Below are 19,266 nucleotides of genomic sequence, written 5' to 3' on the forward strand. Positions count from 1 at the left end.
ATGGTTTCTTATGCTTATGGAAAATGGAGTTCTTTCATTTCTGACTCTCATTTTCTTTCGCATCCTGTCTATAGTACATACGTAAACTCCTGATAAATGGTTTCAAAAATTTTTCATTTAATAGGTGAGTGCCTATTATTGCCACAGTTTAACAACGACACTCATATGCTATAAAAACAGATCTGAAGGGAGGTTTATATTCTGTCTAAACATGAGCAAGTAACACCATCATTGTTTCTTAAGGAAAAAAACACTAGTAATCAAGATGTATATAGAAAAAATTATCTATCTGACCTTTTGGAAGAACAATCACAGCTTAATCATAAAGTATCAAAACAGCATCGCGATTTACAACATCAGTTAGAGGAGACGTATGAAGATTTAATGAGCTTTGCTAAAGATGAGAGTATACGCCACGAAAAAAATATACAGCAATACAATGAGGACTGGACTGCTCTTCAATCAGCCTACCAAGCTCAAGAGCAAAACCAACTCGAAATGAATGGTTATCTTCAACAAATTGAAAATAAAAACGAAGAATTACTAATTCAACTAAGAACTAGTCAGTCTTCATATGAAACTCTATTAGCACAATCATCTATTCAGGAAACAGCTATCTTAGAACTTTCACGAAAATTAGATAACCTTGAGAAACCGACTGAAAAAATCCTAGAGGAATTAACAGTCATTATCGATGATCAAGCTACTATTAAAGACAAAATAGAAACACAAGATATCTATCATCAATCTGTTATGGAAAAACTAGAATCTCAAGATGCACTTAATGAGAAATTATCAAGACAAATCGATCATTTAAAATCGATTATTTTTGAAAGAACAGCTTACCTTACAGAAAACTTTAAGTCACTTATTTCTCCAGTAAAAAGTTTTTTTGTTCATCATGAGGAGAAAAACAAAAATAAATAAGACCGGTTTATATTTTTCCTTGCGCGATGATTTTGGTTTATTTTAATTGCCTCATCGCGCATTTATTTCCCCGTTGCACTCATCATCCGTAATTTCAGAAATTACATAATATAGATTTCTTCGTTTTATTAGTAATTTAACGAATCTATTGAAATGAGTGTTGTTTTTTCCTCCACTGATATGTTAAATCACTATAATGATTATCACCTTTCTTTTTCTCATTTTCCTTTTTAATAATGACAAGTGCATTCAACTTGCATATTGTTTATGTTGGACCTTAAGGCAGGTTTGGCACAGTCCAATAAACAGAACCTGAGTCTATAATAATTTTTTTAGTAGAGAATAAGGATATATACTCCTAAAATCATAGCAAAAAATAACAAGGCAAAATAAGTTTAGTTCGTACATTGCCCAAGATGGTTGAGTAAAAAGGGGTTGTGCAACGTTCAAAGAAAAAAATATAATGAAACTTGAATACGAAATAGCAGTGATCACAACTCTTTCTTTCAGTCTAAGAAAGACCCATAGAGCAAAAAAATCCGAACACATAAACCTTTATAGGTTTAAAATGTGTTCGGACTTGTCAGCTAACTATCATACTAGTTTAACCATTTTCTATTTAACAATTAATCTAAGATTGTTACTTTTACTGATTGTCTACCATAATTAATGGCATCCTCTTTATTTGGAATAAAGATATCAATTTTATTTCCTTTAATTGCACCGCCAGTATCTCCTGCGATTGCTTCACCATAACCTTCTACATATACTTTTGTGCCAAGTGGAATAACATTTGGATCAACTGAAATGACCTTCGCATCTGGATTCTCTTTTAAGTTAATCCCAGTTGCTGTTACACCAGAACACCCCTCACAAGATGCTGTATATGCAGTTGCTTCCATTGTAATTTCTTTTGCTCCTTCTTCTGAAGGGGTATTGTTTGTATTTTTCTCTTCCTTAGGTGCATCTACTGTCTCTGCAGGTTCTTCTTTTGCCTGTTCTTTGTTCGTATCTTCATTCACCACTGGTTTTTCTTCTTTAGTTGGTGTAGATTCGGTATTTTCTACCGGAGTATGTACCGGGCTTTCTTTTACGATACTACTCGGTGCACCGGGATATACAACAAGCTCTTGGCCAGGGTGTATCACTTCTGAACTTAAATTGTTCCAGTTTTTTAATGAATCAACCTTCACATCAAGCTCTTTTGCAATGCCCCAAAGCGTGTCGCCTTTATTTACTTTATATTTTTCTTCCTCATATACGTTTAACACATCTTCAATATAAATTGTATTTGAAGATAAGTTATTCCACTCTTTAACCTGTTCAACTGTCGTATTGTATTTTTGTGAGATGCTCCATATTGTATCTCCTTTTTTGACAGTTACTTCCTCGGCTTGCACGCTTGCTGCAGCTCCTCCTGCAATAGTTGCTACAGCTAAAAATGATAATACTGATTTTTTCATTTCGCATAACCTCCTGTATAGCTTGTATTAGCTAACGGTGATAATCATAACAAAAGTTCGTTACAGGAAAAGAACAGGACAATAATAATCTAATGACTTATATAACAGAAGTTTAACAAAATGAGGGTTGTTGCTTAATAAATGTATTAATAGTAATTCTTTTTCCTTAAAATGAAAATTTTTCTTCCTTTTTATTAAAAAATTCAAAAAATAGGTACACATTTTTATTTTAATCGTGTATACTGTATCATAACAGAAGGAATAATAAAATAATTGTTATATAAAAGGAGATGGAAGAAAATGATGAGTCCAGTAGAATTTTTTCAAACTTTACCTAAGAAGGTATGCCCAGAGTGCGGTCAAATAATGGAGGAACAAGCGGAATCCTACTTAATGGAATGTGATCGTTGTCTTTCAAAAAAAGGTGAATAGAACGACAAAAACCGTGTAGTCGCTGTAGACTACACGGTTTTTGTATTAATCTTGCTAAAAATAAAGCGATTATCACAAAAATACTATGCTAATTGCTTTATTTTTAACTGGAGTCAAATTACATTAAGATTTCTGGGAGATCTCTTACTTCTAAAGTTGTGTCACTACCACATAAAGGGCATTTCAAATCTACAGATACAAAATCCTTTCTCATCCAGCCATTACATGTATTATCTAGACAAGCATATACATCCGTACTTAAAATCACTACTTCAGGTTTTTCTTCTTGTGCTTTTTTATTAAAAAACATCGTGATCCCCCTCTAAATTTTATCTTCTACTATTAGTATGGACAACTTTGCTTGGATTAATGAATTTAATTCTGTGTATTTTTTCGTAAGTAACGTAAACTATAAAAGAGGTGAATATAAATGTCATCAAAAGAAAAACGATATACAGTAGCAGGAACTGATATTAATGAAGTGAAACGACTGAATCAACAGTCTGGTTTATCTTATAATGAAGTGAAAGCATTATTAGCTGCAAAATATTTAAATTCAAAAAATGAGCGTAACTAAAGAAGCTGCCAGTAAGCAGCTTCTTTAACTTAATTCTGTGATTTTTTTCTTGGAATCGCGATGTCAATACCTTCAACAACATCCCAATTTTCATCTAAATTTTCTAAATCACCATTTAGCAAGGATAGATTCTCATAAAGATTTTTGGATTCACTTAAAGGCATATCCTCATACTCTTTCAAATCTGTTATCCTCCCTTCATGTAATACTATTGTGTTCAAATTTCACTGTTTCATACACTTCTCAAGCATTTATGTACTATTGTCCAACATGATTGCATAGATAGAAGCCATCACACTTGGAATCAATGGTCATCGATTTAAATAGCAGTGGAATAACTGTTCACATGATTAATATGAATACCTTCTTAGCTAAAAAAAGATAAGCCTATGACAAAAAACTTCTATTTCATTTTCATTAGACTTTTGCAGAATTTGACTGGTTAATGAATATTAACATGAACACAGGTAGGTTGAAGGCTGGAAGAAATAAAAAGATAAACTCGGAGGAAAATTCCAAAAATATAATGATTATTCTTTATTGAATACTTTTTTGCAAGTTGAAAGTAAATGGTTCCAACCTGAAGTTGCGGAAATTTGACAATGTAGCATAACAAAATTCAAAAAAATTAAAAACAGAAGTATTAAAAAATAATAAAGCAGCCATTACGGCTGCTTCGCGTTTTATTTATCGATCAATTTTAAGACAGTTTCGTATCCTGAACCCATATAATTAAACACAGTATCGTAAAAAATATGGATAACCTTATTTCTTCCTATTCTTTTTACCATAGGATTTATATTAAGAAGTTGTAACGTCATTATAACAAACCTCTATTATCTTATATTTATCCGTAAGTCCCATGTTGACATCCTCATTTGAAGGATAGCTTTTAACTTTTATTGATCTACTTTTGTTACGGAAAGCGTATTGCGTTAATATCGACATTTAAAGCACTTGAAGAGGTTACATTTGAAGCTACCGTATAAGCTATTCTAATTTCATATGTTGCAGTTCCAGTGACAGTAGCAGTATTTACATTGGTTGATGCAACAGGAAATCTTGATGTACCTGCCGAACTAACACTTCTTTGAACGGAACGCGTATCAAGTAAAGTCCCATTAAGATATAGCCTTATTTGGAAGGTGAAATTAGCATTGGCCGTAGTAATTACATCCACTGATATCGCATAGTCAATTTTAATGTTTTGAGCAACTGTAGTTGGTACATTTAATGTAGCCACTGTCGTTTCAGTTCCAGTAGTTATTAGCGCAATTGGCCCAGCTACTTCTGTAAAAAATAATTGAGATCCAGTTCCTGTGGCTCCCGTTACTCCGGTCGATCCTGTTGGACCGGTTGCACTTGTGACTCCTGTCACTCCTGTGGCTCCTGTTATTCCTGTTGGACCGGTTAATCCAGCCGTTCCTGTGGCTCCTGTTGTTCCTGTTATGCCAGTTATTCCGGTGGACCCTGTTATTCCCGTTGCTCCTGTTGGACCGGTTACTCCGGTCGTCCCGGTTGCGCCCGTTATTCCTATTACTCCTGTTGTTCCTGTGATTCCTGTTGCTCCGGTTATTCCTGTTATTCCGGTGGCTCCCGTTACTCCGGTTGCTCCTGTGATTCCTGTTGTTCCTGTTGTTCCTGTGATTCCTGTTGTTCCTGTGACTCCTGTGATTCCTGTTGCTCCGGTTATTCCGGTGGCTCCTGCGATTCCTGTTGCTCCTGTTATTCCGGTGGCTCCTGTGATTCCTGTTGTTCCTGTTGCTCCCGTTGTTCCAGTTAATCCGGTCGTTCCTGTTACTCCGGTTGTTCCTGTTGTTCCTGTGATTCCTGTTGTTCCTGTGATTCCTGTTGTTCCTGTTAATCCAGTCGTTCCTGTTACTCCTGTTACTCCTGTTATTCCGGTGGCTCCCGTTACTCCGGTGGCTCCTGTGATTCCTGTTGTTCCTGTGATTCCTGGTGCTCCGGTTATTCCTGTTATTCCGGTGGCTCCTGTTACTCCAGCCGTTCCTGTTGCTCCCGTTGTTCCAGTTAATCCGGTCGATCCTGTTACTCCTGTTACTCCGGTTGCTCCTGTGACCCCGGTTATTCCAGTCGTTCCCGTTGCTCCTGTTGGACCGATTACTCCGGTCGTCCCGGTAGCTCCTGTTATTCCGGTTTCTCCTGTGATTCCTGTTGCTCCTGTTATTCCCGTAGCTCCTGCGATTCCTGTAGCTCCAGTTACTCCTGCTGTTCCAGTTAATCCTGTTGGACCTGTATTACCTGTGACCCCGGTCAATCCGGTGGCTCCAGTTATTCCTGTTGTTCCTGTTAACCCTGTGGCACCTGTTATTCCGGTGACTCCCGTAGCACCGGTTAATCCTGTCACTCCAGTCGATCCTGTTGGACCAGTTAATCCGGTTATTCCTGTGTTACCTGCGATTCCTGTGGATCCCGTGGAACCGGTTACTCCCGTCGTTCCTGTTGTACCCGTTATTCCTGTTACTCCTGTTGTTCCGGTCGCTCCGGTTAATCCTATTGCTCCGGTCGCCCCTGTATTACCTGCAACTCCTGTGGATCCCGTGGCACCGGTTACTCCGGTCGCCCCCGTGGCTCCTGTAACTCCACTCAAACCTGTAATTCCACTAGCTGTCGCATTAAAACTCTCTGGGCCAACACGTGTTACATCTGAATTAACTGCACCAGTAATATTACGAACATAGGCAGTATATATTAAAAACCCAGAACCTTTGGGGACATTGTAATCTGAAGCGGAAAATGCGTACTCTTGAGGACCGTCCTCAGAACCATTAAGAACAATAGTCTTGATACCTGTAAAAATAGTATTAGCATTAGGATTAGTCCCTCGAACAATTTTTAATTCTACAAAATTTGTATAAGTACTGGCTGTGGGACTTAATTTTAAAGTAATAATACCGTCAAATTGAACACGAATGTTTGAAGTGGGGATTGCTTCACTAACATTAAGGCCAACTTGTCCCCAAATTTGGTAAGCAGATGAAGTTGGAATGTTTATAGAATTGGCATAGGAAGCATTTTGAGATATTATTCCATCAAAGAATTCTGGCATAGGTTGTCACCTTCCTTTTTATAGAGAATACAAGTGAATTTAATTTAAATTAACTTTCTAATTAATTTATGAAATTTGGAACAAAAGTGGAACGGCACATTTATTGATCTTTGAAAAAACTGAGATTAAATAAATGATAAAATTTTGTCGCATTTTAATTAAAAGTACAAGAAATAAATAAAAAAATTCGACATAAAATCTAAAAATAGAATTAAAGACCTTTTCCTATATGCTCATGAGTATGTTGAAAAAGTCATTTCTTGTTGGAATACAAATGTATTTTCACACGGCTCTAGGATGAATATAATACCTGTTAATCCACGCATACATATAGATATCAATTCCGATGTTAAACCTTTACATTAGTGCTGTCCGATAAATAGCTTCTTTCTTATATTCATTAAATGTTATGTCGAATATAGACGGAAAATTATAAATCTTCTTAGTTGATTTATAATTTTAAAAAATGGTACTATATTCATGTAAACGGTTTCTATGCTTAACAATTCCAGCCATGAGAGTACATAGACACTATTTTTAAGGAGGAATTCGATGAGTCAGTTAACTGTAAGTGTGAAAGAAAAGGTGGAGAAATTTTTAAGTGGAAAGAAAAAGCTGTATATTAATGGGGAGTTTGTCGAAAGCAAATCAGGCAAAACATTCGAATCATATAACCCAGCGACAGGTGAAGTACTCGCCCATGTTTATGAAGCTGACAAGGAAGACATTGATTTAGCGGTCAAAGCAGCTCGCGAGGCATTTGATAATGGTAAATGGTCAAAGATCTCTGCTGCACAACGCAGTCGACTTCTCTATAAACTTGCCGACTTAATGGAAGAGAATAGTGAAGAATTAGCACAATTAGAAACCTTAGATAACGGAAAGCCTATTAGAGAAACAACAAATGCCGATATCCCACTAGCTGTAGAGCATATGCGTTATTATGCTGGCTGGTCAACAAAAATCGTAGGACAGACGATACCGGTAAGTGGTCCATTCTTTAATTATACAAGACATGAACCTGTGGGAGTAGTAGGACAAATCATCCCATGGAACTTCCCATTGTTAATGGCTATGTGGAAAATCGGTGCAGCACTAGCTAGCGGTTGTACGGTTGTATTAAAGCCAGCTGAACAAACTCCTCTATCTGCTCTCTATTTAGCAGAACTAGTCGAGGAAGCTGGATTCCCTAAAGGTGTCATTAATATTGTTCCTGGATTTGGTGAAACGGCAGGTAGTCCATTAGTTGATCATCCATTGGTAGACAAAATTGCTTTTACTGGCTCTACTGAAGTCGGTAAATCGATTATGTCCAGTGCTTCTAAAACATTAAAAAGAGTAACGCTGGAGCTTGGCGGTAAATCACCTAATATTATCCTACCTGATGCTGACCTTTCAAAAGCGATTCCAGGGGCCCTAAATGGTGTCATGTTTAACCAAGGTCAAGTGTGCTGTGCCGGTTCTCGTGTGTTTATTCAGAAGAAACAATTTGATAATGTAGTGGCTGATATGGCAAGCCATGCTAAAAATATCAAACAAGGAGCAGGTATACATGCTGACACAGAAATTGGACCACTGGTGTCAACTGAACAACAAAAACGAGTCCTTGGTTATATTGAAAAAGGTGTAAGTGAAGGTGCAGAACTGGTCGTAGGAGGAACGAAACCACAGGATGATGGCTATTTTGTTTCACCAACAATCTTTGCTAATGTGCAAGATGACATGACGATTGCTAAGGAAGAGATATTCGGTCCAGTTATTTCCGCAATGCCATATGAAGATTTGGATGAACTTATTGATCGGGCTAATCGCTCAGAATATGGTTTGGCTGCGGGAGTATGGACACGTGATGTAGCAAATGCTCATTATATTGCAAATAAACTTCGAGCAGGCACTGTTTGGGTTAACTGTTATAATGCTTTTGATGCTGCTTCACCATTTGGTGGCTACAAACAGTCTGGAATCGGTCGTGAAATGGGTTCCTATGCTCTTGATAATTATACTGAAGTGAAAAGTGTCTGGATTTCAATGAAATAATATAGAATAAAAAAAGAGTAGCCAAAAAATGGCTACTCTTTTTTTAAGCATATGCTAAAATACTGTCTCTTAAAAGTCGAGCAGCCCCAACACCTGCTTTTTCATCGTAATATTGTGTAAATCTCTCATCAGCGATATACATGTCTGCCAAACCTTTATGTGCCTCAGAAGAATAAGTCGACCATGTATATTGTAACCATTTTTTGTGTAACATCACGATTTGCTTCGCATCTTCTTTTTGTTGATTTTTTTGTTGATTGAATTGTTTTAGTCTTTCAATCAATTCACTCTCAATCTCTTGCATTTCTTTATACTTTTCCTCAGACATTCCCAGCCATGATTTATTTGCCTCTTCTACTGCTTCCTCTCCATATTTTTCTCGAATTTCCTCTCCGAACTTGTTTTCGTTTTCCTCTATTCTCTTCTTTTTGAATGCGGCAAATTTTTCTTCGTTACTCATTTCTATCTCTCCTTTATGATAAGCAATTGTATCTTCAACTGCTTTTATTAGGCTGTCAATATGATGTCTTTTTTCTACTAATGCCTCATAATGCGTGTGTAATATACTTTGAATAGAAGAATCCTCAGATGATGACAAAATCTTTTGAATATCTGATAGCTTAAAATTTAATTCTCGATAGAATAAAATTTGTTGCAGCCTATCGATTTCTCTTGTTGAATAGAAGCGATAACCTGCCTCGTTGACATTTGCTGGTTTTAATAAATTTATTTCATCGTAATATCTTAATGTTCGCGTACTTACACCCGACATTTGAGCCATCTGTTTGATTGAATATAACATCACTTCACCTCCTAATCACTACACTAAATGTTGACGTTGCGTTAAGGTCAATAGAAAAATAAAATAACTTTTTTATTTTTTAGCTAGCCACATGGTCCAACGATCACTCTCCACAATCTTCTTATCACCTAACTGTTTATCTATATACTCAACTAATCTTTCTAATTGTACATCACCTAATTCATGAAGAATACTTCTGCCGCTCCTTGCTTTGATATCCTCAAGCAATGTTTCTTTTAGGGTATATGTGTTTCTTGTTTCCCAAAGCTTGAAAGTCTGTATATCAGTAAATCCTGTTTTCTGTAGCATGTTCTATACAATCGCATAATCATGTCTTCTTTGAACTTCTCTTGTTAATAAGTCAGGATACAAATCAAAAATAAAACCCCTTATATGTGTAGATGTTCCTTTCAAACAACAATCCTCTATTAAAAGATATTGAATATACTTATTGAATGTTAAAAAAATAGAGAGGTGAAAAATTCACCTCTCTAAAATAATCCTATGTAGTTACCATGCTTAGTTAGAAGCAGATGGCATTGCTTTACATGGCTGAATGGTTAATAATGATCTTGGTTTTGTAAGGCTCACTTTAATACCAGCTTTTTTTAAACGGTTCACTAAATCTACGATCTGTGTTTTCTCCATTTATAAAACTCCTTTTTTCCTGCCTTTATACTTTATATATTAAAGGATAATTATGAAAAAACTATGAACAATCCTTTATTTTTTTCCTTCTTTTATAACTTTTTTGTGAAAAAAGTATAAAAGGATTATGATTTTGTTGGATAAAGTGAAAACTTGCTTGTATGTATTGTCCAACGCATCGCATTGTCTATTTTATCATTACTTACCCTTTTAGAATTATGACAAAACCTCAACAATTTCATTTCAAACCATATGTATTTATATTCGCTTTAAAGGGGTAAAATCCCTCTATTTTTTCATGTTTTTCAAATAAATATGATCTAGATTAACACTGTGACTTGAGTTAATGTTATAATTTTATCGATTATGATGCATGGAGGAATATAATTAATGCTAACTGTTACAAACGTAGGTCTCCGCTATGGCGATCGCAAATTATTCGAAGATGTTAATATTAAGTTTACACCTGGCAATTGCTATGGTTTAATCGGCGCAAATGGTGCGGGTAAATCCACCTTTTTAAAAATTTTATCTGGCGAAATTGAATCACAGTCCGGGAATGTTAGCTTAGGACCAGGGGAACGGCTTGCAGTCTTAAAGCAAGACCATTTTGAATATGAAGAATATGAAGTATTAAAAGTGGTTATTATGGGTCATGCACGCCTTTATGAAGTAATGCAAGAGAAGGATGCTATTTACATGAAAGCAGATTTCTCAGATGAAGATGGTATGAGAGCTGCTGAATTAGAAGGTGAGTTTGCTGAGTTAAATGGTTGGGAAGCAGAATCCGAAGCGGCTATTTTACTTAAAGGTCTCGGCATTCCAGAAGAATTGCATATGAAGAAAATGGCTGATTTATCAGGTGGAGACAAAGTAAAAGTATTGCTTGCTCAAGCATTGTTTGGAAAGCCTGATGTTTTATTACTAGATGAACCGACGAACCACTTGGATATTAAAGCAATTGCATGGCTAGAGGAGTTTTTAATTAACTTCGAAAACACAGTCATCGTTGTATCTCATGACCGTCATTTCCTAAATAAAGTCTGTACTCATATTGCTGACTTAGATTTCGGTAAAATTCAAATTTATGTCGGTAACTATGATTTCTGGTATGAATCAAGTCAATTAGCACAAAGAATGGCACAGGATGCAAATAAGAAAAAAGAAGAAAAAATTAAAGAACTACAAAACTTTATTGCTCGTTTTAGTGCGAACGCGTCAAAATCTAAGCAAGCAACATCTAGAAAAAAATTACTTGATAAAATTTCTTTAGATGACATTAGACCGTCCTCAAGACGTTATCCGTATGTAGGGTTTTCACCTGACCGTGAAATTGGTAACGACTTATTAAGAGTAGATGGACTATCAAAAACAATTGACGGTGTGAAAGTGCTTGATAATATAAGCTTTATTATGAATAAAGACGATAAAATTGCCCTTGTTGGGACGAATGAACTTGCTAAAACAACTTTATTCAAAATTCTGATGGGTGAAATGGATCCAGATGAAGGCTCATTTAAATGGGGGGTAACAACTTCTCAAGCTTACTTTCCAAAGGATAACTCAAATTTCTTTGAAAATAGTGAGTTGAATTTAGTCGAATGGCTCCGTCAATATTCTCCTGAAGATGAAAGTGAAAGCTTCCTTCGTGGCTTTTTAGGTCGTATGCTCTTCTCAGGTGAAGAAGTATTGAAGAAAGCAAGCGTGCTTTCAGGTGGAGAAAAAGTTCGCTGTATGCTCTCAAAAATGATGCTAAGTGGTTCAAACGTTCTTTTACTTGACGAACCTACTAACCATTTAGACTTAGAATCCATTACTGCTTTAAATAATGGTTTAATTGCCTTTAAAGGTTCGATGATTTTTGCATCACATGACCATCAATTTATCCAAACGATTGCTAACCGAATTATTGAAATCACACCAAATGGTATCGTAGACAAACAAGTAACTTATGATGAATACCTTGAAAACGAGGAGCTACAAAAGCAAATCACCAAAATGTATCAGGCATAATTGTAAGAAAGCTGGTAGCCATATACGGCTACCAGCTTCTTTAAATGGATATGTAAAGTCGCGAATACCTGAGGACACTCAAAGTTGTATCTATAACAAACACCTACGTAAAAATACATAAATATATCCTTAGTTAATTTCAAGTATTGAATATTCATTAAAGTTATTTTCCGAAATGACTTTAAAACCATTTTTTCTTAATAAGGCTGTTGTGACACCATTACCAACTATTTGTACCCCTTTGAATTCTCCATTGTAAATAACTGAACTACCACATGATGGACTATTTTCCTTAAGGATAATTGTATCTGCTCCCAACTCTTGAGCTTTTTTTAATGCAGCATATGCACCGTTGATATATTGTTTTGTAACATCCTTACCTGACTTTTCGATCACTTTTGCTTTTCCGTCTAATACATCTTCACCATCTCCGCCCACGATTTCAGCTGGCTCTCTTGCGTCGTAAAACCTCCGAGTAATTCCGGACAAACAGTCATCGCTTGATTCTCTAATAAAAGTTTCTGGATTCTTTCGTCTAAACTATTAGATCCATTATATCTTACATTCATTCCTGCCAGACATGCACTTACTACTATCATGTTTTCACCGCCATTTGTTAGTCCCAAACAATCTTTTCTATTGATAATAGTAACATAATTCTTTCTTTTTAAAGTTATATTCTCACATTTACTCACATCTATATAAAAGCAAAAAAGCACAGTAAAGTTACTGCGCTTCCTTCCTACCATCTTCTATTATGGATATCATATCGGTTACGTTTCCTCATTTTTCGTATAAATAAGAAAACTACTATCAAAATGATGGCAACCGAGCCTATAGCAATATAAATAATAAGAGTCGTATTTTCCTTCTCAGTATCATCACTAGCTTCATTCATCGTATGATGGTTCGCTACCTCTTGTTTAGGCTGTTCTCTTTCCAAAGTTATTTCTTGTATCACTTTGTCATTATTATCCACGATTTCTAATACACCTTGATTATTTAAGTGTTCTGTAAATCCTTCAATCGGTAAAGATACCTTGTAGCTATTTTCTGTCGGTTGAAACACTTTTTCACCAACAAAATATTCTTGTTCAGGGACAAGTTCTTTATTTTCATAATGAGAGAAACTGTAATCAAAGATGGTTTTGGTGTCTTTATAAATATCACGTTTAAAATCTGCTTTCATAACAATCGCTGTTAATGCCAATTTCCCATTATCTGCAGTAGATGCGAGTGTTTGTTTAGATTCACTGACAAATCCAGTCTTCCCACCAGTAATCCATTCGTACGGTCTTTGTCCAGTTAGGAGTTGATGATGGCTAATGAGTGTCGTATCCCAAGATTCACCATCCCATTTTAATTCTACAGTACCGAAAACTTCAGCGAAGGTCTCGTTTTTCATAGCATAATTTGTAATGATTGCCATATCCTTTGCCGTTGTATAATGGTTTTCGGAAAATAATCCGTGGGGGTTCGTAAAATGAGTCTCGGTCACTTTTATTTTATTTCGCATGTAAGCATTCAATTTTTTCGAAAAATTCTCTTCATTACCTTCCAAATGAATGGCAATTGCCTTTGCCGCATCATTACCTGAGTTAATGAGCATTCCTTGAACGAGCTTTTTTAAAGTTACCTTCTCGCCCTCTTCTAAGTATACTTTTGTCCCATCAACATCTACTGCTTCTTTAGAAATTGTGACCACATCATTTAAGTTTCCGTTTTCAATTGCGTAAATAGCGGTTGCAATTTTAGTTAAACTTGCTGGATACATTTTTGTGTTTGCATTTTTTTCATACAATATAGCGCCCGTTTCTGTTTCCATAACGATTGCCGTTTCACTGACAATTTCTGGTTCATCATCCTTTGCATATGCTTGTGTACCTAATAACATGAGGAATAGGAAGATGATCATCCATTTTTTCTTCATTCATCCACTTCCATTTCTAGTGCTTTTTACCCTATTGAATTGTACCAAAAAAATTAGACTTAATTAAAGATGATAACAAATTGTTACATAATTGAAAGAACATTGTCGTATTTTGTAATAACTTAACTAATACTAGTGATCAGAACTAAACTTATTACGCACCTAATTTTTTGTCATAAAAAAGAGCATCCTTTATTTAGATGCCCTAATTTACTAATTATATGATTTTAACTACTGCCGCAGCCTCCACCGCAACTCCCACCTGAATCACCACTAGAACAAGAACTATCATTGGAAGGTGACGATGCATCACTAGCACAGGCAAAACCACTACATGAAGAAGAAATAAAGCTATTCTTAGCTATCTCTTCAGGTAAATAACTACTTACCGCTTCCTCAAAATTGTCATAATCATACATTGAAAAATAAATGCTTATAAAAAGAATACTTTGGTGGGGAAATACGGACTTTGATTGCAAACTCTTATCTTGATTTTCATGAAAATCAGTTGCTAATTTAATATTTTCTTTTATCGATTGAATTAATTCCAATTGGATATTCTTCCATTTAGAATGAGTCCGAAAATAAGTCATTAACAATTCTTTTTCACTTAAAGCTTTAAAATCAGCTATAATTTGCGGGTGCAAAGGTTTTCTCATAAAAGATCCCCATATTTTCACACTATTCTCAGATGGTTGGAAATAACTTAAATACAAAAAGTCAAAAAATGCTCTTTCATTATGTGCAGATTGATTGCCACCAATGTTAGGGGTATGGTGTAAATATTGACCAAATAATTGCTGGCAAAAATCAGCATATTTTTGTGTAAACAAAATCATTTCATGCCATAATGCATCTACTTTGCTACTATACATGGGTACTGTTTTAAACAAGCTACATAAAAAGAAATATCTTTTCAATTCCATGAAAAGCCAATCAAATTCATGATCTTTCCATTTTGGATGTTCTTTTAGCACACGATTTCTTAACTGCCTTTTATCACTTTCAGTAAATGAATTCTCTACTTGATGAACTAAAGAATGTGCTATCGGCTGAACTAAACCAAGATTATTCGGGATTGGCAATTCCTTTAAAGGTTTTACAGTCGGTTTTAAGAATTTGGCAAATACGAGAATCATGATGATAAATAAAATTATAAATAAGTACAACATTCTCTCTTCCCCCCTCTCGCTCATTATACACAAGATATTGGCACCCCACCATAAATTTGGAAGATTATAACCAAGCATTCAAAAGCGATGCTTTACCCCAAATTTTCCAAAAAAATTTTATCGTTAGGTTTTTTTCATTCAATGTTTAATCAAAATAAAAAACTCCTCGAAAGGTTTGCTATCTTTCGAGGAGCTATGACTTACTTATTCTTTTTCATATAATTATCGTATACATCATCTTTCGCTAACCAAGCAAAATCAGCTATCTTAATTGCATTCACTGCCGATTGGAAATCTTTAAATACTGTCGCATTTTCTTGATGATTCTTTTCTATTTTCCACTGCTCTTGTTTTTGGTAGATACGATAAATGTCACCAGAGCGTCCTTCATAAATCGTACCATTGCTATTTTCTTTTTGGTTGAATTTATTTTTAGGTGCATCAATTTTTAATGATTCTTCTGTGAATAATTCTACAACAAATTTTCTAAACGCCTCTTCATTCATCGTACAGCCTGATGCTTTTGCATGACCACCCCCACCGTACGTGCCTGCAACAGCCGAAACATCAATGTGATTGTGAATCGTTCTGAAGCTGACTTTGCGACCACCCGTATTAAGAATTGCAATATAATCTAAATGAGGGTATTCTTTTCCCAGCTCATTGCCGAGTTCGGAATGATAAGATTCCGCATGAACAACACCAACAATATGCTTATCAATCGACGCTTGGATAAGTTCTCTTTTTTTACGCTTAATATAGCGTTCAATTTTAGCTTCTTCCATTGATAATAATTTCGCTTCAAGCTCATCAAATTCAAAATCATCTGCGGTTTTTAATCTTTGCAGTATCATTTCTTCAAATTCTTCTATAGAAAACATATAAAATAAATCATTCAACTGCTTCGCTTTTACATTATTATTTTCGTCCCATTCCCAAGTATCATATTGTCGAACCAATTCAATGAATTGTTCAATGGACCTTTTTGGAGATAGTTTTTTTTGCTCAACAAAATACTCATATAATAATGACGTAGCACAAGTTTGTCTACCATCATCATATTGTACTGTTACTGTAGCCCATTCATATTCATTAAAGTGTAGGGCCGTTTTATGATGATCAATTAGTTGTGCATGACCACCCTGATTGACAAAATCATCTACTCTTTTCGTGTTATCTTCATTGATCGATAAGTCTGTTATGTAAAGCTTGGTATCTTTATGGTCCTTTTCAGAAAAAAACTTCTCGACTTTATAGTCTAAGCCTCCGACAGAATTATAATAAACTTGCCCTTCTTCTCCTAATGCTAGCTTGATTATAATACCACAACCAACACCATCTAAGTCGTTATGAGAATATAATTTATACATTACTTCACCCGCTGTTCTAGAATATTTCAATATGTATGCTCTCCCAAAAGAGTTAGTACTATTATATATGAAAAGAACCCTGCATGAAACCGCAGGGCATTAAATTAAAACAGAAGGTATGCAATAGGTGTAACAAGAATAAGAGCAAGCACTGTTCGTTCAAACCAAATAATCACCATTTGCCTAATGGTAATAGGAATATCAGTTGATAAAATGCAAGGAACTAAAGCCGAAAAGAAAATAATGCCGCTAACAGATACAACACCAATAATAAATTTTGTCATCAAAGCGGCTTCTGTCACTACCATAGAAGGTAAGAACATTTCAACAATCCCAACCGATGTCGCTTTTGCTGTTAGCATTGCTTCTGGTAATCCTAATATAGCTGTAAATGGATAAAATAAATATGCAAGCCAATCAAAAACTGGCGTGTATTCGACTAATACCAAGCCAATAAGCCCAATAGACATAATTGAAGGCAGAATGGACATCGTCATTAATACACCATCTTTTAAATTTTGTTTCACATTTTCAAATATTGATGGTGCTGAAGCAGCAGCTTTCATGGCTTCTTTCCACGCAGTTTTTAGCAGAGGTTTATCATATGCATCTTTCTCTCTCCTCACACCTTGATAATACTCATTTGACATGTTTCTAATTGGCCAAATTCTTACCGTAATTGCTGTTACTACAAATGTAATTATGAAGGATGTCCAAAAATAAATCGCCCACATAGACATTAAGTCTAACGCTTTAGCCACGACAATCATAAAAGTAACAGAAACAGTGGAAAACCCAGTCACTATAATTGCTGCTTCTTTCATTGAGTACTTACCTTCTTTAAAGATACGATTAGTAATTAAAATACCGACAGAATAACTACCGACAAAAGAGGCAACGGCATCAATCGCAGACCGTCCAGGTGTTTGGAAAATCGGTCTCATAACCGGTTTCATTATCACTCCGATAAATTCAAGCAGACCATAGCCTACTAATAAAGCTAAGAAGACAGAACCAATTGGAACTAATAAACCGACAGGCGTAACAAGACTATTAAATAAAAAAGGACCCATATTTGGGTCAAATATGAATGCGGGACCCAAGTTAAAATAAACCATAAATGCAATAACTACACCCAAAAGTTTTAAGAAGGAAAATACTGTTGTCACAATCGTTTCTTTCCAATTACCTTTTATAAAAGGATATAGGCCTCCTATCATGATAATCAATAGCAAATAATAAGGAACAACATTACCTAGAAGGTGGCGCAACCCACTCACAATATGATCGATCATGATGGAAGATTGCCCGTTCAATGTTATCGGAATAAAAAACATAAATATACCAATCATACTGTATATGAAAAACTTCCATACATGACTATTGGCGTTTTTCATTTGAGATTTGGTTTTTGGATTACTCAGTTCAGTTTCCATATTTCCTCACATCCTATCTTCCTTTAAATGTTATTTTTTATAAAAAGAGACTGGCACATACCAATCTCTCCCTTACTATTAGTGACTTTTAAGCTTGTTTGTTACTAGGGCACCATTGTCAATAACTATTCTTCCAGCTTTAATTACCGAATGCGTATGGTTCATTCCATATAAATATTGCGTTTGCATATAATTAGGTACATCAAGTATAAGAACATCTGCCTTTTTCCCTTCTTCCAGACTGCCAATCTCATGGCCCTTCCCAATCGCATGGGCAGCATTGATTGTTGCCGCGTAAATCGCTTCAGCAGGCGTTAAGCCCATATGCATACAAGCGAGATTCATCATAAAAGGTAATGAAGCTGTTGGTGAGGAACCAGGATTACAATCTGTAGACAAAGCAACTGCTACTCCTTCATCAATCATTTTACGACCATTTGCTGCTGCTTCCATTAAGAAAAAGGCTGTACCAGGAAGAAGAACAGCAATGACACCTGCTTCCGCCATTTTTTTAATCCCTTCATCTGATGCTTTCAATAAATGGTCAGCTGATATGGCACCTACTGCTGCTGCTAATTCTGCTCCACCATACGGTTCAATTTCATCTGCATGAATTTTTGGTATTAATCCAAGATTTTTACCAGCTAACAGTAACCTCTTCGATTGTTCAGGCGTAAACACTCCTCGTTCACAAAATACATCATTAAAAACAGCTAACTCTTCCTCTACCACAAGCGGGAGCATCTCATCGATGATTAGATCAATAAAAACATCTGGACGCTCCTTGTATTCTACAGGTATGGCATGTGCGCCCATAAAGGTGCTGACAATATCGATTGCATGAAGATGATTGAGTTCTTTAGCTACAAACAATTGCTTATACTCAGTTTCCCAGTCAAGGCCGTAGCCACTTTTTGCTTCAATCGTTGTTACACCGTGTATTAAAAAGCGATCTAACCGTTTTATACTCTCCTCCTTTAATTCATCTATTGTCGCTGCTCTCGTTTTAGTTGTGGTGGCATGAATGCCACCTCCGTTGTTCATGATTTCCATATAGGTGGCACCATTTAACCTCATATTAAATTCTTCTTCACGGCTCCCTGCATAAACTAAATGTGTATGTGGGTCCACTAATCCAGGCATGACCACTTTACCACTCGCATCAATTATCTCTGCTAAATTTATTTCCTGATGAAATTGGCTGAGCAATTCATCTGTTTCACCGATGGCGACTATTTGTTCATCTTTCATTAGTATCGCCCCATCATTAATGACGTGTAATTGATTCATTGCTGCTTTAACTGCTGGTTGTTGTGAATGTCCCTTTAATGTAAGTAGTTCATTCGCATGCTTTATAAACAAATAAGTTGAGCTCATTACCTCACCTCT

17 protein-coding genes and 1 pseudogene are annotated in these 19,266 nt (G+C 35.7%); 5 read left to right on the plus strand and 13 right to left on the minus strand.

Translation table 11 applies throughout. From position 1 onward, the window contains the following. The first annotated feature begins 231 nt into the window (after nt 1–231). Entirely contained in the window at nt 232–927 is a 696-nt protein-coding gene (locus MKY26_RS06755) for a hypothetical protein (protein ID WP_341094071.1), read from the plus strand. Nucleotides 928–1,553: 626 nt separating this feature from the next. Here the strand turns inward: MKY26_RS06755 and MKY26_RS06760 are convergent. Beyond that, nucleotides 1,554–2,390, minus strand: a complete 837-nt coding sequence (locus tag MKY26_RS06760) for a LysM peptidoglycan-binding and 3D domain-containing protein (protein ID WP_095373163.1) — start codon at nt 2,388–2,390, stop codon at nt 1,554–1,556. A 300-nt stretch (nt 2,391–2,690) separates the two neighbouring features. On the opposite strand from MKY26_RS06760, the gene yhfH reads away from it, so the two are divergent. Next, nucleotides 2,691–2,822 carry a protein YhfH gene (gene yhfH / locus MKY26_RS06765; RefSeq protein ID WP_224936580.1) on the plus strand — a complete coding sequence of 44 codons (132 nt, stop codon included), beginning with the start codon at nt 2,691–2,693 and terminating at the stop codon, nt 2,820–2,822. Between the two features lie 118 nt (nt 2,823–2,940). On the opposite strand, the gene MKY26_RS06770 is transcribed toward yhfH, so the two are convergent. Beyond that, nucleotides 2,941–3,132 (minus strand): cold-inducible protein YdjO-related protein, encoded by a 192-nt coding sequence (locus MKY26_RS06770; RefSeq protein WP_095373161.1) that lies wholly within the window; start codon nt 3,130–3,132, stop codon nt 2,941–2,943. A 120-nt stretch (nt 3,133–3,252) separates the two neighbouring features. Here MKY26_RS06770 and MKY26_RS06775 point away from each other — a divergent pair, with 120 nt between their 5' ends. Beyond that, complete coding sequence (locus MKY26_RS06775) at nt 3,253–3,399, plus strand: hypothetical protein (protein ID WP_095373160.1); 147 nt, start codon at nt 3,253–3,255, stop codon at nt 3,397–3,399. Nucleotides 3,400–3,428: 29 nt separating this feature from the next. Here the strand turns inward: MKY26_RS06775 and MKY26_RS06780 are convergent, their stop codons facing one another. Both MKY26_RS06780 and MKY26_RS06785 read right to left on the minus strand, forming a co-directional pair. Next, nucleotides 3,429–3,581 carry a hypothetical protein gene (locus tag MKY26_RS06780; protein ID WP_157733977.1) on the minus strand — a complete coding sequence of 51 codons (153 nt, stop codon included), beginning with the start codon at nt 3,579–3,581 and terminating at the stop codon, nt 3,429–3,431. Nucleotides 3,582–4,315: 734 nt separating this feature from the next. Next, entirely contained in the window at nt 4,316–6,469 is a 2,154-nt protein-coding gene (locus MKY26_RS06785; protein WP_341094103.1) for a collagen-like triple helix repeat-containing protein, read from the minus strand. Between the two features lie 552 nt (nt 6,470–7,021). Here MKY26_RS06785 and MKY26_RS06790 point away from each other — a divergent pair. Next, nucleotides 7,022–8,506, plus strand: coding sequence for an aldehyde dehydrogenase family protein (locus MKY26_RS06790; protein ID WP_224936585.1), 1,485 nt, complete (start codon nt 7,022–7,024; stop codon nt 8,504–8,506). Between the two features lie 43 nt (nt 8,507–8,549). Here MKY26_RS06790 and MKY26_RS06795 read toward each other — a convergent pair whose 3' ends face one another. The 3 genes from MKY26_RS06795 to MKY26_RS06805 form a co-directional block, all read right to left on the minus strand. Further along, entirely contained in the window at nt 8,550–9,308 is a 759-nt protein-coding gene (locus tag MKY26_RS06795) for a MerR family transcriptional regulator (RefSeq protein ID WP_341094111.1), read from the minus strand. Nucleotides 9,309–9,380: 72 nt separating this feature from the next. Continuing rightward, nucleotides 9,381–9,617, minus strand: a complete 237-nt coding sequence (locus MKY26_RS06800) for a hypothetical protein (RefSeq protein WP_341094113.1) — start codon at nt 9,615–9,617, stop codon at nt 9,381–9,383. Between the two features lie 210 nt (nt 9,618–9,827). Next, complete coding sequence (locus MKY26_RS06805) at nt 9,828–9,956, minus strand: hypothetical protein (protein WP_263624167.1); 129 nt, start codon at nt 9,954–9,956, stop codon at nt 9,828–9,830. 390 nt (nt 9,957–10,346) lie between these two features. On the opposite strand from MKY26_RS06805, the gene MKY26_RS06810 reads away from it, so the two are divergent. Further along, nucleotides 10,347–11,969, plus strand: a complete 1,623-nt coding sequence (locus tag MKY26_RS06810) for an ABC-F family ATP-binding cassette domain-containing protein (RefSeq protein WP_341094124.1) — start codon at nt 10,347–10,349, stop codon at nt 11,967–11,969. Between the two features lie 129 nt (nt 11,970–12,098). Here the strand turns inward: MKY26_RS06810 and MKY26_RS06815 are convergent. The 6 genes and pseudogenes from MKY26_RS06815 to hutI all read right to left on the minus strand — a co-directional run bounded on the left by MKY26_RS06815 (nt 12,099) and on the right by hutI (nt 19,254). Then, nucleotides 12,099–12,568 (minus strand): annotated as a pseudogene (locus MKY26_RS06815) (DUF523 domain-containing protein). A gap of 143 nt (nt 12,569–12,711) precedes the next feature. After that, entirely contained in the window at nt 12,712–13,899 is a 1,188-nt protein-coding gene (locus tag MKY26_RS06820) for a D-alanyl-D-alanine carboxypeptidase family protein (RefSeq protein WP_341094127.1), read from the minus strand. Between the two features lie 227 nt (nt 13,900–14,126). Further along, nucleotides 14,127–15,071, minus strand: coding sequence for a glycine-rich domain-containing protein (locus tag MKY26_RS06825; RefSeq protein WP_095373153.1), 945 nt, complete (start codon nt 15,069–15,071; stop codon nt 14,127–14,129). Nucleotides 15,072–15,271: 200 nt separating this feature from the next. Beyond that, on the minus strand, nt 15,272–16,471 hold the full coding sequence (locus tag MKY26_RS06830; RefSeq protein ID WP_341094131.1) for a DHH family phosphoesterase: 1,200 nt from the start codon (nt 16,469–16,471) through the stop codon (nt 15,272–15,274). 74 nt (nt 16,472–16,545) lie between these two features. Beyond that, a complete protein-coding gene (locus MKY26_RS06835) occupies nt 16,546–17,877 on the minus strand; it encodes a YjiH family protein (RefSeq protein WP_322909426.1) in 1,332 nt (443 codons plus the stop codon). A gap of 78 nt (nt 17,878–17,955) precedes the next feature. Then, nucleotides 17,956–19,254: an imidazolonepropionase gene (gene hutI / locus MKY26_RS06840; protein ID WP_095373151.1), complete on the minus strand. Its 1,299-nt coding sequence runs from the start codon at nt 19,252–19,254 to the stop codon at nt 17,956–17,958. Between the last annotated feature and the right edge of the window lie 12 nt (nt 19,255–19,266).

The organism is Cytobacillus sp. FSL R7-0680 (assembly GCF_038009245.1).
GTDB classification, from domain to species: Bacteria; Bacillota; Bacilli; order Bacillales; family Cytobacillaceae; genus Cytobacillus; species Cytobacillus kochii.